Here is a 15,493-nt window from a genome sequence, read left to right as displayed (position 1 = left end):
GTCGTCCTTCCGTGCCCGGACCCGGTCCGCGCGGCCCGCCCGTCGGTGCCCTATCGCAGGGCCTCCCGCATCAGCCAGAGCCAGCTCGTCCCGTCGCCGGTCGAGTCGTTCGCACCGGCCGGGGCGACCGGTGACTGCACAGACAACGAGGCAGGGTCCGCTGAGGTCACGCCCGGGTTCGTCAGGGGCACGGGTGTGGAGCCGAGCGCGAGCGGGTAGCTCGAGCCCTGCTGCCCTGAAGGAGTCGGCCTGGGCGCGTTCTGGGCTCCGCGGACGTTCATCCCGGAAGCGCGGGATGCGGCGCAGTGCGCGTCGGTGTTGACCGGAGGCAGGCCGGTGGTGCGGTGCGGGTCCACCTTGTGGGTGCCTTCGTAGCCGACCTCGCACGCCTTGGGGTCATCGGCGTTGAGGACCAGCCCGAAGTGGGCGGTCCCGTCGCCGGGGACGACGGTGAAGCCGCCCGTGACGACGTCCGGGTACGTGACGAGGATCTGCTCGATGCCGTCGATACGCGCCGTCGTGACGTTGCCGATGGTGATGAGGTTCGCGAGCAGCGCGGCAAGGCCCTGCTTGTTCTCGGAGATGAGAGCGTCGAGCTCCCGCACAGCCACGGATCCGCGGTCGAGGACGAGTCGCAGGTCGGGATCGGCCTCACGCAGCGCGTCGGCGACGTCCGCCAGGCCGGCGAGGCTGGACCGCAGGTCGTCCTGGCTGTCGACCTGGGTGCCGAGCACGGTCCGGCCGTCGTCGATGAGCCGGGTCGTCTCCGGCAGCGCACCGGTGGCTGCCGCGGTGAGCGCATCGCCGCTGTCGACCAGGCGCTGGAGGTCCGCTCCGCCGCCCCGGAAGGCGCGGCCCAGCTCGTCGACCGTCGTGACGAGCGCATCCTTGGGCACCGACGCGACCGTGTCGCTCACATGACGCAGCAGCAGGTCGATCCGCAGCGGGTATGCCGTCCGGTCGCGTGGGATGACGTCGCCTGCACTCAGGTACGGGCCGGAGGGTGTGCGTGGCTGGAGGTCGAGGTACTGCTCCCCCACTGCCGAGCGGTTCTCGACGACTGCGACGGTGTCCTTGGGGACCTGGGTGCCGCGGTCGAGCCGGGCCTGGGCCGCGACGCCGTCGCCCGAGAGGCGCAGCGCCTCCACGCGGCCGACGGTCACCCCCCTGTAGGTGACCTCGGCCCCGACGAAGATGCCGCCCGACTGCGCCAGGTCCGCCGAGACGAGGTAGCCGCCGCCGAGGACCTTGTCGGCCAGCCCGACGTACCCGGCGGACAGCACGGCGACCAGGGTCACCGTGATCAGGGCGAAGGCGGCGAGCTGCAGCCGGACCGTGCGCGTGATCACCGGCCACCTCCTGCGACCCCGAGGTTCTTTGCGATGGTGGCGACGTTCGTGTCGAGGGTGGCCCAGAGGTTGGTGAAGTCGCCGTGGATGGCGCTCTGTGCCTGGTTCGGGAACGGGTAGGTCAGGAGCAGCTCGTAGCTCTTCGGCAGGTCGTCGCCGGCCGCGTTGAGCTGGCGCAGGATCGGGCCGACGGCCCGGAGGTTCGCCTCGAGGTCGTCCCGCGACCCGCGGATGACCCGCGTGCCGACCTCGCCGAGGTCGCGCAGCGACGTGAGCATCGCGGTGAGCTGGGACCTCTGGTCGGCCAGGATGCCCAGGCCCTTCGGCAGCTCCTCGAGGGCATGGCCGATCGTGTCGCGCTGCTTGGCAAGAGTCGAGGAGAGCCGGTCGATGCTGTCGATGGCCCTGACGATCTCGGACCGCTGGGCGTCGAGCCCGGCGACGAACGTGTTGAGCTGGCCGACGAGGTCCTTGACGGCGCCGCTGCGGCCACGCAGTGCGTCGCCGAGCTCGACCTCGATCGTCTTGAGCTGCGCCACGCCACCGCCGTTGAGGAGCAGCGACATCGCCCCGAGGACCTCCTCGACCTCCGGGTTGCGGTTCGTCCTGGCGAGCGGGATCCGGTCTCCCTCGCCCAGGCGACCGACCGGCGCGGCGTCCGTGGGCGCGGCGAGGGCGACGTACTTCTCGCCCAGCAGCGAGGTCTGCTCGAGCTCGGCGGTGGCGTTGTCCGGGAGGACCACCGACCGCGGGATCCGCATGCGCACCAGGGCTGTCCACCCGTTGACCGAGATGTCCTCGACCGTGCCGACGGTGACCTGGTTGACCTTCACGGACGACTGGGGCACGAGGTCGAGCACGTCGGCGAACTCCGCCGTGACGGTGTACGAGTCGTCGCCCGAGGCGGCGCCACCGGGTAGTGGCAGGTCGTAGGCGCTGCAGCCCCCGAGCGCGACCATCGCCAGCCCGAGCGAGAGGACAGCGCGACAGGAGCGCGACCGGACGGCATACATCAGCGCTCACCTCCCAGCAGGCCACCGAGGGTGGGGTCGGCGCCGCGGACGTCGACGGGCCCTGCGCTCAGCGGACTCCCTTGCGGGGCAAGGCTACCCGCGCCTAATGGCAGCGCCGGCAGCGTCGGCAGCGTCGGTGGCGTCGGCAGTCCGGGAACCGCAGGCATCGCGGCGACCTTGGGCAGGAGGGCGGCCCTGAGCGCATCGCACAGCCGGGTGTTGCCGGTCCGTGTGGGGCCGGTGAGGATCGAGCAGACCAGCAGCAGCGGGTCGTCAAGACCCTTGGCGTTGTTGCGGGTGTCGAGGGTGCCGGTCTGGGGGTGGTAGGCGTTCTGAAGGTTCGACAGGGCCACGGGTGCGTTCTCCAGGGTCTCGGCCAGCGCCTGCCTGTTCGTCACGAGCGTGCTCGTCACTGCGACCGCGCGCGACAGGTCGCGGTGCAGCAGCGCTCGGTTGTCATGGACGAACGACGACACCTCGTCCACCGCCGTGCCAACCTGGGCCAGGGTGGCCTTCAGGTCCTGACGCTCCCCGCGCAGCTGCACGGCGACGGTGGCCAGGTCGGAGTTGAGCCGCCGCACCTGGGCGTTGTTCGCGGCCAGCATGGACGTGAACGACTGGAGGTTCCGCACCGTGCCGAACAGGTCCTCCTTGCTGCCCGACAGGGTGGCGAGGGCGGTCGACAGGTCGTGAACCGTGGAGCCCAGCCGGTCGCCGTTGCCGTCGAGGTTCGCGGCCGAGGTGCGCAGCAGCTCGGACAGCGCGCCGTCCTTGTTGGCGCCGTCCGGCCCGAGAGCGACCATGAGGTCATCGAGGCTCTGCGACACTCGGTCGAGCTCGACGGGGACTGCCGTGCGCCCCAATGGGATTCGTGCACCTCCTGCGAGGATCGGGCCTGACTCGTAGACCGGGAGCAGCTGGACGTAACGGTCGGAGACGAGCGACGGAGCCACGATGGCGGCCTTCGCCGTGGCGGGCACGCGATAGCGGTCGTCGTAGCTGAACGTCACGTGCACGTGGTCTCCGGCCGGCTCGACGGCGTCGACCTGACCGACCCGGACCCCGAGGATGCGCACGTCCGACCCCGGGTAGAGGCCGACGGCGCGCGTGAAGTCTGCACTGACACTGACCTGGCCGCCGCGGGGCCAGAAGGCGACCGCAGCCGCCACGAGTCCCACCGCGACGAGCGCCGCCAGGGTCTTGGTGATGCGGGTCATCGGCGAGTGCCTCCCGTCGTCCCCGGCAGCTCGAGTCCCGGGGTGCCGACCGGCACGACGAGGTTCGAGACCCAGGTGTCGAACCAGCGGCCGGTGCCCAGTGTGTTGGCGTAGACCCGGGTGAACGGGGCCATCGCCTGGATCGTCCGCTGGAGGTCGGCATCGTGCTTCTGCAGCAGGGCGAGGGCCTGGTCGAGCTCGTCGAGGGCGGGCCGCAGCTGGGCGCGGTTGTCCCGGGCGAGTCCCGTGAGCTGCTGTGCGAGTGCCGACGTGTTGGTGAACAGGGTCCGGATCTCGTTGCGGCGCCTGGCCAGCTCGACCATGAGCAGGTCGGCGTCGTTGACGAGCCGGGCGACCTGGTCGTTGCGGCTCTTGAGCAGGCCGGTCACGCGGTTGGCCCGCGCAAGCAGCGTGGACAGCTGCTCGTCGCGGCCGGCGACGGTCCGCGACAGCCGGCTGAGCCCGTCGAGGGCCGCGCGCACGTGCGGCGGGCTGTCCTTGAACTCCGTGGCGATCACCGACAGGGACCGCGCGAGCTGGTCGGTGTCGATGCGCTCGGTGGTCGTGGTGAGGTCCGAGAACGCGTCGATGACGTCGTACGAGCTCACCGTCCGCGAGGTGGGGATCTGGGTGCCGGGGTCCAGCGACCCAGAGCCGGCCGGGTCGAGGGCGACGTACTTCTCGCCGAGGAGCGTCTTCATCCGGATCGAGGCGCCGGTGCGGCTGCCGAGGGGGGTGTCGGTGGTGACGAGGAAGTCGACCCGGACGTGGTCGCCTTCGAGGTCGACGCCGGTGACCTTGCCGACCTTGACGCCCGCGACGCGCACGTCGTCGTCGGGCCGGATGCCGCCGGCCTCCGTGAACGCGGCGCTGTATGCCGTTCCTCCACCGATCAGCGGAAGGCTCGAGGCGTTGAAGGCGAGCAGCACGATCAGGGCGATGACGAGCAGCCCGATCGCGCCGATCGGAACCGGGTTGCGGTCGCGGAAGGGCACCCCTGGGTGCCGTCGAAGCCGTCGGGTCAACACGCTCATCGGTCGCACCTCGCGGACGCCACGTCATAGGCCGGAGAGAGGCCGGGCAGGATCGGGCTCTTCGTGTCGAAGCGGCACAGGTAGAAGTTGAACCACGAGCCGTACGTCGCTGTGCGGGTCAGTGTCGTGATCCGGTCCGGGGCACGGGTGATGAAGTCCTCGAACTCCTTGGCGTTGGCCGGCTTCGTGAGCATCGTTGCGAGAGTGCGAAGCTGGGCGATGTCGTCCTTGACGAGCGGACGCGTGGAGACGAGCAGGTCGGCCGTCTCGGCGGACAGGCTGTTGATGCCCGCGAGAGAGCGGCCGATCGTCTCGCGGTCGGCCGCCAGGCCGCTGGTGAACCGCTGCAGCTGGTCGATGAGGTCGAGCAGCTGCTGGTCATGGGCGTCGACCGTGCCGAGCACCGCGTTGAGGTTGTCGACCGTGCGCCCGATCACCGCGTCCCGGTCGGCGATCGCCGAGGTGAGGCTCGCCGTCCGTGAGAGCAGTGCGTCGATGTCGCCGCCCTCCCCTTGCAGTGTCGTGATGAGCAGCCCCGAGAGCTCGTTGACGTCCGTCGGGGAGAGCGCCGCGAACAGCGGCTTGAACCCGTTGAACAGCACGGTGAGGTCGAGGGCCGGGTGCGTGCGCGACAGCGGGATGGTCGACCCGTCCGCGAGCGGCGTGGACGCCCCGGTGCCCTGGCTCAGTGCGAGGTAGCGCTCGCCCACGAGGTTGCGGTACCGCACGGTGACCTCCGTCCCCTGGGTGAGGACCGACGACTTGAGCACCTGGAAGTCGATCTCCGCCGTCGCCGGCCCCGAGCCCTGCTGGTCCCTGTCGGCAACCCTCACGTCCGTGACCTCGCCGACCCGGACTCCCGCGATCCGCACGTCCTGCCCGGGGCTGACCCCCGTGGCGTCGCTGACGACGGCGGTGTACGTCGCCTTCGAGCCGAGCTGGATGTTGGCGATGGTCATCGCGAGGACGGTCGTCGCGGCGAGAGGGACCGCGGCGAAGACGAGGAGCTTGACGAGCGAGCCGGTGACCTTCATCGCGTGCTCACCACCGTCCCGCGCAGGATGGGGCCCGCGAGCAGCGTCTGTATGCCGCTGGGCTGAGCCGCCGCTGAGCCTCCGTCCGCACCGCTCCCGTCGCCTGTGCGGCTCGCGTCGGTGCCGTCGCGTGCGAGCAGTGCTGACACCACCTGCTGCTCCTCGACGGTGCCCGCGGTGCCCGAGTCCGCTGCGGCGTTGCCCAGCAGCGCAGCCGGAAGGGCCGACTGCAGCGAGCCGTCGCCGGCCGGCTGGGTGCCGTCGTCGAAGTGATGACCGGGGAACGGGTTCGACTGCGAGCCGGGTGGGTTCGGGAGCCCGAAGCAGTTCGGCCCACGCTTCTCACCCCATCGCGGCTCCTCGCCGGGCCGGTACGCCGCCCTCGGCGGGACGACCTCCAGGGTGATGTGGAAGACACCACCGGAAAAGGCAGCGTTGATTCGTGGCAGCCACGCGACCAGGCCGCGTGCGAGGCAGGGGTAGACCGGTGAGTACTCCGCCAGCAGCTGCAGGGTCGGGCGGCCGACCTCGCCCACCTGGATGATGCGTGCCTCGTTGTCCCGCAGGAAGCCGGCGGTCGTGTTGGCGAAACCGGCCGTGCCGACCAGGAACGCGGCCAGCTGCTGGTCCTTCTCGACGACGGTCCGGTTCGTCACCCGCAACGACTCCATGAGCCGGAACGCGTCGGGGGCCACGTCGGCGTAGACGTCGAGCGTGTCGGCGAGCAGCGAGATGTCCTGCTTGAGCACGGGCATCGACGGGTTGAACGCCCGCAGGTACCGGTCGACGAGAACAAGGTTCCGGCCCAGCTCGTCGCCCCGCCCCTCGAGGGTCGTCGAGAGTGCGTTGAGGGTGGTCGCGAGCTGGCCCGGCTGGACGGTGCGCAGCAGTGGGTAGAGGTTGTCGAGGACGGTCTCGAGCTCGATCGCGACGGCGCTGCGGTCCTGGCCGATGACATCTCCGTCGGCGAGCCGGGCCCGGCTCGGCTGGGCGACCGTCTCCAGGTCGACGTAGCGCTCGCCGAAGAGGGTCTTCGGGAGCAGGCGCGCGCGCACGTCGGCCGGGATCTGGCCCAGCTGGTCCGGCTGGATCGCGAGAGTCAGCCGTGCCCCGTCCGGGGTCGCCTCGACCCGGCGGACCTCGCCCACGACGAGGCCGCGGAGCTTGACGTCGGCACCGTCCTGGAGCTGGCTACCGGCGCGCGTGGTCTCGAGTGTGACGAGGGCGACGGGAGTGAATGCCTTCTGGTACACGGCGACCGCGAGCGCGACCAACAGCCCGACGACGACCAGGAAGACGAGGCCGTAGAGCCGGACGCCGATCCGGAACCGGGTCAGCTGGGTGAGGGGGCCGGCCGCAGCGTCGCCCGTGTCGCCGGTGTCCCTCCTGTCGCTCGTCTCGCTCGTGTCGCTCATCCGGCGATCCGCACGCTCGAGCCGGCGCCCCAGATGGCCAGCGACAGGAAGAAGTCGACGACATTGATCGCGACGATCGAGGTGCGGACCGCCTTGCCCACGGCCACTCCCACCCCGGCCGGGCCGCCGGACGCGGTGTAGCCGTAGTAGCAGTGGATGAGGATGATGACGACCGCGAAGACCATCACCTTGGCGAACGACCAGAAGACGTCACCCGGGGGCAGGAACAGGTGGAAGTAGTGGTCGTAGGTCCCCTTGGACTGCCCGAAGTACGCGGTCGAGATGAACCGGGTCGCGGCATACGAGCTGAGCAGGCCAAGCACGTAGAGCGGGACGACGGCGACGAAGCCCGCGATCATCCGCGTCGTCACGAGGAACGGCAGGGACGGGATGCCCATGACCTCGAGGGCGTCGACCTCCTCCGAGATCCGCATCGCGCCGAGCTGTGCGGTGAAGCCGCAGCCGACCGTCGCCGCCAGGGCGAGGCCCGCGACGAGTGGGGCGATCTCCCGGGTGTTGAGGTAGGCCGACAGGAAGCCGGTGAACGCCCCGGTGCCGAGCTGGTCGAGGGACGAGTAGCCCTGGAGCCCGACCTCGGTGCCGGTGAAGAAGGCGAGGAACGCGATGACGCCGACGGTGCCGCCGATCACCGAGAGTGCCCCGGTCCCGAGAGAGACCTCGGCCAGCAGCCGCACCACCTCCCGCTTGTAGCGGCGGATGGTGCGTCCGCTCCACGCGAGCGAGCGGACATAGAACCGCATCTGCTCACCGAGCGAGTCGATGGCACGGGCCGGCCGGCCGGCGATGGCGAGCAGGCGTTCTGGAGTCAGGTTCGTCGACACGGTAGGCCTAGATCTTCTGCGGGACGACCTGGAAGTACACGGCCGTGATGACGAAGTTGACGACGAACAGCAGCATGAACGTGATGACGACGCTCTGGTTGACCGCATCACCGACGCCCTTGGGACCGCCGCCGGCGTTGAGTCCCTTGTGCGAGGCGACGATCGCCGCGATGGCGCCGAAGATCAGCGCCTTGACCTCCGCGGTCCAGAGGTCAGGCAGCTGGGCGAGCGCCGTGAACGACGCGACATACGCGCCCGGGGTGCCGCCCTGGAGGATGACGTTGAAGAAGTAGCCGCCGACGACCCCGACGACCGATACGAGCCCGTTGAGCAGCACCGCCACGAGCATCGATGCCAGCACCCGGGGCACGACGAGCCGCTGGACGGGGCTGATGCCGAGCACCTCCATCGCATCGATCTCCTCACGGATCTTGCGCGATCCGAGGTCGGCGCAGATCGCCGAGCCGCCCGCCCCGGCGATGAGCAGCGCCGTGACGATCGGGCTGGCCTCGCGCAGCACCGCGAGCACGGACGCCGCACCGGTGTAGGACTGCGCGCCGAGCTGGCGCGTCAGGGTGCCGAGCTGCAGGGCGATGACCGCGCCGAACGGGATCGAGACGAGCGCCGTGGGCAGGATGGTGACGCTCGCGATGAACCACGCCTGCGAGACCAGCTCCTTGACCTGGAACGGCCGCCGCGGCACAGCCCGGAGCACGTCGAGTGCGAGAGCGAACAGTGACCCGGACTGGCGCAGCGCGCCCGTGACCACGGCGGGCACTCAGCCCACCTCCCCGGTGAGAGCCAGCTCGGCGGCATACGCGGAGGGTGGTGATGAAGGCGCGGCCGCTTCGCTGCGCGCGTCCGTGAAGGACCCCGGCGGCGGCGTGACGCCGTGCTCGCGGCACCACTGTCCGGGTGGCCGGGACGTATGCCGGACCGAACCGTCGGAGGGCATGAGCTGGGGGGCGATCGGCGGCAGCGGCGGGAGCTCCTGGCCGGACTCGGCCGCCAGCTCGTCGGCGTCCTTCTCCTCCGACATCCCGATCGGGCCGACCCGCTGCGCATTGAGAAACTGCCGCACGACCGGCTCCTCGGAGCTGAGCAGCATCTCGCGGGGGCCGAACATCGCCAGGTGCCGGTGGTAGAGCAGCCCGATGTTGTCGGGCACGGTGCGGGCGGTGTTGATGTCGTGGGTGACGATGAGGAAGGTCGCCTCGATCTGCGCGTTGAGGTCGACGATGAGCTGGTTGAGGTATGCCGTGCGGACCGGGTCGAGGCCGGAGTCCGGCTCGTCGAAGAGGATGACCTCCGGGTCGAGCACCAGGGCGCGCGCCAGCCCGGCGCGCTTGCGCATGCCGCCCGAGATCTCGCCCGGGAGCTTGCCCTGCGCACCCTGAAGGCCGACGAGGTCGATCTTGTCCCCCACGATCCGCCTGATCTCCGCCTCCGACTTGCGCGTGTGCTCGCGCAGCGGGAAGGCGATGTTGTCGTAGAGGCTCATCGACCCGAAGAGCGCACCGTCCTGGAAGAGCACCCCGAACCGCCGGCGCACGGCGTAGAGGTCGCGCTCGCGCAGGCGGGTCAGGTCGACGCCGTCGACGACGACCGACCCGTGGTCCGGCTTGAGGAGCCCGACGAGGGTCTTGAGGAAGACGGACTTGCCGGTGCCCGAGGGCCCGAGCATGACCGAGATCTCCCCGGCCGGAAGGGTCAGCGAGACGTCCTTCCAGATGGTCTGGGGTCCGAAGGCCTTGGTCAGGCTCCGGACCTCGATCTCCACGCCCATGTGGCTCCTACGCTCTCGACCGGCAGTGCGTCATGCCGGGGAGAACGAGGCGGGAGCGCGGAGGTTACGCGCCGGTTCGGCGCGCTCGGCGGGTCAGGCCATCAGTGGGCTGCCGTCACCTCGTGCGAGATGACGCCGTCGATGACATGGATGGTGACGGCTGCTACCCGGCCCTGCTCACCAAGGTCCTCGAGCCGGGCCAGCGTGTCGTTGAGCTCGATGAACGTCTCCTCGGTCGGCACCGGCGCGTGGCCGTCGGCGTTGCCGCTGAGCCCGGTGAGCCGGTGGTCGGCGCTCACCGTGAGGGCGGCGGTGAGCTTCTGCACCGGCGCGCTGCGCTTGGCCACGATTCCTGCGTGCAGCTCTCGCGCGAGCTCGTCGAGGACGTCCTCGAGGCTGTCGTCGAGCGCGTCCCCGGTATGCCGGTCGGCTTCGCCGTGCGCATGCGGGTCGGGTCGCGGGGTGTGGCCCTCGGTGAGGAAGCCGACCGCCGCGAACTCGATCTTGCCGAAGTCGACCTGCGGGTCACGGGCGAGCGAGTTGTCGATGACGTAGGCGAGGTTGACGGCCAGGTCGACCATGCCGGGGTGCAGCTGCTGGCCGACGAACCGGGCGCAGAGCAGCATCGCGTGGACGCGCACCATCGGTCGGCCCTTGCGGTCCTCGACCCGCATCTCCGGCTCGACCCGCGAGACGTCGAAGTCCTTCTTCGGGTAGAAGTGCAGTGGCCGGTCAAGCACGAGCAGGGAGTAGTCGGGTCGGTCCGAGCCGGGCATGAGCCGGTAGAGCTCGCCGTTGAGCGGCAGCTGCCACTCGAGCTCGGCGGGGGCCGTGTCGAACCGGGTGACACTCACCAGCGGGCCGTAGGTCCCCATCGGACGCGGTGCCCGCGGTGCCGGTGCCGCCTGTGGGACCTGCGCAGCTGGCGGGGCCTGCGCAGGAGGCGCGGCTGGCGGGGCCTGCGCAGGAGGCGCAGCTGGCGGGGCCTGCGCAGGAGGCGCGGCATCAGGGGCCTGCGCAGCTGCCGGGGCCTGCGGGTCGGGCGCCGCAGTCTGCGGGATCTGTGTGGTCGGCGCCTCCGGCACCTGGGCGGCTGCCGGGGCCTGCGCAGGTGGAACGGCCGGCGGGGCCTGCGGCGCCGGCGCGGCACTTTCGGGCTCCGCCGGAGCCGGGGGCACGGCATACGGCGGCGGGGTGGACGGGACGGGCGCGGCTGGTGTCGGCGCGTCCGCGGTGCTCGACGCGTCGGCGGGCGCGGAGGTGTCTGATGGGCCGGACGAGTCGGCCGGGGCGGCCGGCGACTCCGCCGTCTCGGCACCGCTGGTCTCGGCGGGCCTCTTGTTGCGCGATAGCCATCCCATGGCGGCAAACCTACCTGGGGCGGGCGCCCGAGCGGGTGCGGTGCCGCCGCAGCGCCATGGCACCCGACCTGCCGGCCACCTGGCCGCTGGATCGCAGCCGACGTGACTACGGTGGAGACGTGTCGACGACCAGCAGCGACGCTGCCGACCTCAGCGACCTCAACGAACTGACCGGGCTCGCCGAGGCGCTGACGCCCGGCGCGCTGCTCACCGGGCGCGACAGCGTCGCGGCCTACCGCTTCGACTTCACGGCCGACGAGGACGCGGGTATGCCGCTGGCTGTCGTCCGCGCGTCGTCCGCGGCCGACGTGCAGGCAACGGTGCGCTGGGCCGGAGCACACGGCATACCCGTGGTGCCGCGCGGTGCGGGCAGCGGACTGTCCGGCGGCTCCAACGCCGTCGACGGGTGCGTCGTGCTCTGCCTCGAGCGGATGCGGTCGATCGAGATCGACCCCACCACGCGCACGGCCGTCGTCGAGCCGGGCGCGCTCAACGTCGAGGTCAAGCGCGCGGCGGCCGAGCACGGGCTCTGGTACCCGCCCGACCCCTCCTCGTTCGAGATCTGCTCGATCGGCGGCAACGTCGCCACCAACGCCGGTGGCCTCTGCTGCGTGAAGTACGGCGTGACGACCGACTACGTGCTCGGACTCGACGTCGTGCTCGCGGACGGCACCCTGGTCCAGCTCGGGGGAAAGCGGATCAAGGACTCTGCCGGGCTCTCGCTGGTGAAGCTCTTCGTCGGCAGCGAGGGCACCCTGGGCATCGTGACGCGGGCGATCCTTCGGCTCGTGCCCGCCCAAGCGCCGGCAGCCACGCTCGTCGCGACGTTCGCCGACGTGTCCGACGCGGCGCGAGCGGTTGTCGCGATCGGCGCGACGATCCGCGCCTCGATGATGGAGCTCATGGACCAGGCGTCGATCAACGCCGTCGAGGACTACCGGTCCATGGGGCTCGACCGGACCGCCGGCGCCCTGCTCATCGCCCAGTCGGACGCACCCGGCGCAGCCCGCGGCGAGGAGATCGCCGAGATGGAGCGGCTGTGCTCGGCGAACGGCGCGGTCGAGACGTTCACGACGACAGACCCCGCGGAGGGCGAGCTGTTCGTCGCGGCGCGACGCCTTGCCATCGTCGCCATCGAGAAGCGCGGGATGCTCATGCTCGAGGACGTCGGCGTGCCCGTGCCGCGCCTGGCGGAGCTGCTCACCGGCATTGCCGCGATCGCGGCCCACCGCGAGGTCGAGATCCCTGTGGTCGCGCACGCCGGCGACGGCAACACCCACCCGATCGTCGTGCACCCGCCCGGCGACCCGGGCGCGAAGGCCCGTGCGGCCCTGGCGTTCGCCGAGGTCATGTCACTTGCCATCAGCCTCGGTGGCACCATCACCGGTGAGCACGGCGTCGGCCGTCTCAAGCGGTCCGCTCTGCCCGAACAGCTCGGACCCGACGTCATGGCCCTGACGCACCGCATCAAGAACGCCCTCGACCCGCAGGGCATCCTCAACCCGGGAGCAGGCTTCTAGCGGCCACGCCCGCTGACCCCGACCACGCAGTTCGATGTATTCCTGCGCGCCATACGGCGCGCCGATACATCGACCCGGGAGAGAGTGGCGGGCGCCGGGGACGACGAAGGCGGGCCCGACCTGGTGGTCGGACCCGCCTTCGCGGTGATGCTGGAGCCCCGGACTAGCCGGGACGGCTCACTTGAGCTCGACGGTGGCGCCGGCGCCCTCGAGCTGCTCCTTGGCCTTCTCGGCCGCAGCCTTGTCGACGTTCTCGAGAACGGGCTTCGGGGCGCCGTCCACGAGGTCCTTGGCCTCCTTGAGGCCGAGGCTCGTGAGCGCGCGGACCTCCTTGATGACCTGGATCTTCTTCTCGCCGGCAGCGGCGAGGATGACGTCGAAGGAGTCCTTCTCCTCCTCGGCCTCGGCGGCGCCGCCGCCAGCGGCCGCAGCGCCGGCGGGCGCAACGGCGACCGGGGCGGCAGCGGTGACCTCGAAGGTCTCCTCGAACTGCTTCACGAACTCGGAGAGCTCGATGAGGGTCATCTCCTTGAAGGCGTCAAGGAGCTCTTCGGTGCTGAGCTTCGCCATGATGGCTTCCTTCCTGTTACTTGCCGTGAGTGGCGGTTTGTTGTCACGAGCTGGAGCGCGGGGGCGCTCAGCTCTCGTCGCCACCCTCGGCGACGTCGGTGGTCACCTCGGCGGCAGCAGCCTCCGTGGCGGGAGCCTCGTCGGCGGCAGCCGGCGCGGCGGTCTGCCCACCCTGCGCCTCGACCTTCTGACGCAGGGCGTCGACCACGCGGGCCGTCTGCGACAGAGGAGCGACGAAGAGGTAGGCGGCCTTGTTGAGGGAGCCCTTCATGGCGCCCGCAAGCTTGGCCAGGAGAACCTCGCGCGACTCGAGGTCGGCGAGCTTCGTGATCTCCTCGGGGGTCAGCGGCTTGCCGTCGAGGACGCCAGCCTTGATCACGAGGAGGGGGTGAGCCTTGGCGAAGTCACGCAGGCCCTTGGCCGCCTCGACCGGGTCACCGGTAACGAAGGCGATGGCGCTGGGGCCCTGGAGCTGGCCGTCGAAGGCCGTGATCCCGGCCTCCTTGGCGGCGATCTCCGTGAGCGTGTTCTTGACCACGGCGTAGGTGGCGTGCTCTCGGATCGAGCTGCGCAGCTGCGACAGCTGCTTCACGGTCAGGCCGCGGTACTCGGTGAGAACGGCCGCGCCGGACTCACGGAACCGGTCCGCGATCTCGGCGATGGCTGCCGTCTTGTCGGTGTGCGCCATCGGGGCCTCCTTCCCTTGCGTGTTGCCACCGGCATGGAAGGGAGCCCCAAGGGCCGACACGAAAAGAGCCCCGGCGCAGGGCGCTCGGGGCTCGAATGCACACACGGAGGTATGCCGTCTTGCTGAGTGTCCTGCGCTGGCTGCCCACATCGTGCGGGACCTTCGGGAGATCGTGGTTGCCCACGCCCTCCAACCGGCGGTCATCGGTCGCGGACCAGAGTACGGGGTGCGGGCGCTTCCGACCAAATCGGCGGCATACGGCTGGCCGGTGTGCGCCGAGAAGGTCAGCGACGTTCGGGTTGGTCAGCGACGCCGCCGCGCTGCGCCGTCGCTGGCCCGTCGCCGGGTCGCTGGGCCTTCGCCGGGTCGCTGGGCCTTTGCCGTGTCCCTGACCTCACGGACGCGCGGCGCGCGGTCCCGCAGCTGCGCGCGGTTCTGCCCTAGCGTGGCATCCATGGGCTCCGAGCACGGCCACGGGCGTCCGACCCGCGCGCAGCAGCGGCAGGCGCTGCGCCGGCGCCGCGCGCTCGCGGGTGCGGCCGTCCTGGTCTGCATCGCGGCGGACGTCTGGTCGGTGACCACGGCCGGTGCGCGTGAGCCGACGGCCGCGAGCCGGCTCGTCGCGGCGAGCCGCGCGGCGGTGGCCGCCGGGACCGGCCCGGCGATCCTGCTCGACCCGGTCGAGCGGGTCCCCGGCGCGGGGACGGACTCCCAGGTCTCCGAGCGCCTCGCCGCCGCGTCGCCGCCGAGCAGCGCCCGAGCGCCGAGCACCGGCACGGGCGTCACGAAGGCGCCCACGGTGGTCGAGTCCGGGACCGGTACGTTCGCCGTGGTCCCGGTGCCGGCACCGGGCCAGAAGGTGGCCCGCGCCACCGGTCGGCCCGTCAGTTACACGGTCGAGCTCGAAGGGGGGCTGGGAGTGTCCGCGGCTGAGGTCGCCGCGAAGGTCTCCTCAGTGCTGCTCGACCCGCGCGGCTGGCAGACCCGCGACCACGTCCGGTTCGTCGACGTCTCGCCTGCCCAGGCAGCCGCCGGCGGCCACGTCGACCTGCGGATCACGCTCGCCAGCCCTGACACGACGGACAAGCTCTGCGCGCCGCTCGAGACCCGGGGCGAGGTCAGCTGTCACAACGGCGGCCGCGTCGTCCTCAACGCGAGGCGCTGGCTGCTCGGTGCGACGGCATACGGCTCCGACCTCGACGGCTACCGCACCTACCTCGTCAACCACGAGGTGGGCCACGGCATCGGCCACGCACACGCCTACTGCGGCGGCCAGGGCAAGCCGGCACCGGTCATGATGCAGCAGACCTACGGTCTCAGGGGCTGCACGTCCTGGCCCTGGCCGGTGCCCCCCAAGACTGTCTGAGTGCGCTCGGCGCCGCCCCAGCCGGGTGGGGCCCAGCGGCCACTCGAGCGGACACACCCCGTCGAGTGGCCCCGCCATCACACGCCGCCCCCCAGCCGGGTGGGGCCCAGCGGCCACTCGACCGGACACACCCCGTCGAGTGGCCCCGCCATCACACGCCGCCCCCAGCCGGGTGGGGCCCAGCGGCCACTCGAGCGGACACGCCCCGTCGAGTGGCCCCGCCATCACACGCCGCCCCCAGCCGGGTGGGGCCCAGCGGCCACTCGAGCGGACACGCCCCGTCGAGTGGCCCCGCCAT

14 protein-coding genes are annotated in these 15,493 nt (G+C 71.3%); 2 read left to right on the top strand and 12 right to left on the bottom strand.

The window, feature by feature from the left end:
• Window positions 1–50 precede the first annotated feature (50 nt).
• From ACWEOW_RS10660 to ACWEOW_RS10615, 10 genes are all read right to left on the bottom strand, one after another.
• Window positions 51–1,349 carry an MCE family protein gene (locus ACWEOW_RS10660; protein ID WP_452269173.1) on the bottom strand — a complete coding sequence of 433 codons (1,299 nt, stop codon included), beginning with the start codon at window positions 1,347–1,349 and terminating at the stop codon, window positions 51–53.
• On the bottom strand, window positions 1,346–2,362 hold the full coding sequence (locus ACWEOW_RS10655) for an MCE family protein (protein WP_452269172.1): 1,017 nt from the start codon (window positions 2,360–2,362) through the stop codon (window positions 1,346–1,348). The genes ACWEOW_RS10660 and ACWEOW_RS10655 overlap by 4 nt, the downstream gene beginning before the upstream one ends.
• The gene (locus ACWEOW_RS10650; RefSeq protein WP_452269171.1) at window positions 2,362–3,579 is read right to left on the bottom strand and encodes an MCE family protein; all 1,218 of its coding nucleotides are present in this window, start codon (window positions 3,577–3,579) and stop codon (window positions 2,362–2,364) included. Before ACWEOW_RS10650 ends, ACWEOW_RS10655 begins: the two co-directional genes overlap by 1 nt.
• Entirely contained in the window at window positions 3,576–4,613 is a 1,038-nt protein-coding gene (locus ACWEOW_RS10645) for an MCE family protein (protein WP_452269170.1), read from the bottom strand. Before ACWEOW_RS10645 ends, ACWEOW_RS10650 begins: the two co-directional genes overlap by 4 nt.
• Entirely contained in the window at window positions 4,610–5,647 is a 1,038-nt protein-coding gene (locus ACWEOW_RS10640; RefSeq protein WP_452269169.1) for an MCE family protein, read from the bottom strand. The genes ACWEOW_RS10645 and ACWEOW_RS10640 overlap by 4 nt, the downstream gene beginning before the upstream one ends.
• The gene (locus ACWEOW_RS10635; RefSeq protein ID WP_452269168.1) at window positions 5,644–7,062 is read right to left on the bottom strand and encodes an MCE family protein; all 1,419 of its coding nucleotides are present in this window, start codon (window positions 7,060–7,062) and stop codon (window positions 5,644–5,646) included. The genes ACWEOW_RS10640 and ACWEOW_RS10635 overlap by 4 nt, the downstream gene beginning before the upstream one ends.
• On the bottom strand, window positions 7,059–7,904 hold the full coding sequence (locus ACWEOW_RS10630) for an MlaE family ABC transporter permease (RefSeq protein ID WP_452269167.1): 846 nt from the start codon (window positions 7,902–7,904) through the stop codon (window positions 7,059–7,061). Before ACWEOW_RS10630 ends, ACWEOW_RS10635 begins: the two co-directional genes overlap by 4 nt.
• A gap of 7 nt (window positions 7,905–7,911) precedes the next feature.
• Complete coding sequence (locus ACWEOW_RS10625) at window positions 7,912–8,682, bottom strand: MlaE family ABC transporter permease (protein ID WP_452269166.1); 771 nt, start codon at window positions 8,680–8,682, stop codon at window positions 7,912–7,914.
• Window positions 8,683–9,690: an ABC transporter ATP-binding protein gene (locus ACWEOW_RS10620; protein WP_452269165.1), complete on the bottom strand. Its 1,008-nt coding sequence runs from the start codon at window positions 9,688–9,690 to the stop codon at window positions 8,683–8,685.
• A gap of 101 nt (window positions 9,691–9,791) precedes the next feature.
• Entirely contained in the window at window positions 9,792–10,544 is a 753-nt protein-coding gene (locus ACWEOW_RS10615) for a hypothetical protein (RefSeq protein ID WP_452269164.1), read from the bottom strand.
• Between the two features lie 626 nt (window positions 10,545–11,170).
• Here ACWEOW_RS10615 and ACWEOW_RS10610 point away from each other — a divergent pair.
• Entirely contained in the window at window positions 11,171–12,571 is a 1,401-nt protein-coding gene (locus ACWEOW_RS10610) for an FAD-binding oxidoreductase (protein ID WP_452269163.1), read from the top strand.
• Between the two features lie 177 nt (window positions 12,572–12,748).
• Here the strand turns inward: ACWEOW_RS10610 and rplL are convergent, their stop codons facing one another.
• Both rplL and rplJ read right to left on the bottom strand, forming a co-directional pair.
• Complete coding sequence (gene rplL, locus ACWEOW_RS10605; protein ID WP_452269162.1) at window positions 12,749–13,141, bottom strand: 50S ribosomal protein L7/L12; 393 nt, start codon at window positions 13,139–13,141, stop codon at window positions 12,749–12,751.
• Between the two features lie 67 nt (window positions 13,142–13,208).
• Window positions 13,209–13,829 carry a 50S ribosomal protein L10 gene (gene rplJ, locus ACWEOW_RS10600; protein ID WP_452269161.1) on the bottom strand — a complete coding sequence of 207 codons (621 nt, stop codon included), beginning with the start codon at window positions 13,827–13,829 and terminating at the stop codon, window positions 13,209–13,211.
• A 454-nt stretch (window positions 13,830–14,283) separates the two neighbouring features.
• Between rplJ and ACWEOW_RS10595 the strand changes: the two genes are divergently transcribed.
• Complete coding sequence (locus tag ACWEOW_RS10595) at window positions 14,284–15,195, top strand: DUF3152 domain-containing protein (RefSeq protein ID WP_452269160.1); 912 nt, start codon at window positions 14,284–14,286, stop codon at window positions 15,193–15,195.
• Window positions 15,196–15,493: the final 298 nt, after the last annotated feature.

The sequence above is a fragment of the Monashia sp. NPDC004114 genome (genome assembly GCF_053603855.1).
This window is presented reverse-complemented; position numbering and strand designations above follow the sequence as displayed.

Excerpts from the sequence above, each read along its gene's own strand:
- ACWEOW_RS10645 (WP_452269170.1), bottom strand. The coding sequence starts at position 4,613 with ATGAGCGTGTTGACCCGACGGCTTCGACGGCACCCAGGGGTGCCCTTC.
- rplJ (WP_452269161.1), bottom strand. The coding sequence starts at position 13,829 with ATGGCGCACACCGACAAGACGGCAGCCATCGCCGAGATCGCGGACCGG.
- ACWEOW_RS10620 (WP_452269165.1), bottom strand. The coding sequence starts at position 9,690 with ATGGGCGTGGAGATCGAGGTCCGGAGCCTGACCAAGGCCTTCGGACCC.
- ACWEOW_RS10640 (WP_452269169.1), bottom strand. The coding sequence starts at position 5,647 with ATGAAGGTCACCGGCTCGCTCGTCAAGCTCCTCGTCTTCGCCGCGGTC.
- ACWEOW_RS10595 (WP_452269160.1), top strand. The coding sequence starts at position 14,284 with ATGGGCTCCGAGCACGGCCACGGGCGTCCGACCCGCGCGCAGCAGCGG.
- ACWEOW_RS10650 (WP_452269171.1), bottom strand. The coding sequence starts at position 3,579 with ATGACCCGCATCACCAAGACCCTGGCGGCGCTCGTCGCGGTGGGACTC.
- rplL (WP_452269162.1), bottom strand. The coding sequence starts at position 13,141 with ATGGCGAAGCTCAGCACCGAAGAGCTCCTTGACGCCTTCAAGGAGATG.
- ACWEOW_RS10635 (WP_452269168.1), bottom strand. The coding sequence starts at position 7,062 with ATGAGCGACACGAGCGAGACGAGCGACAGGAGGGACACCGGCGACACG.
- ACWEOW_RS10655 (WP_452269172.1), bottom strand. The coding sequence starts at position 2,362 with ATGTATGCCGTCCGGTCGCGCTCCTGTCGCGCTGTCCTCTCGCTCGGG.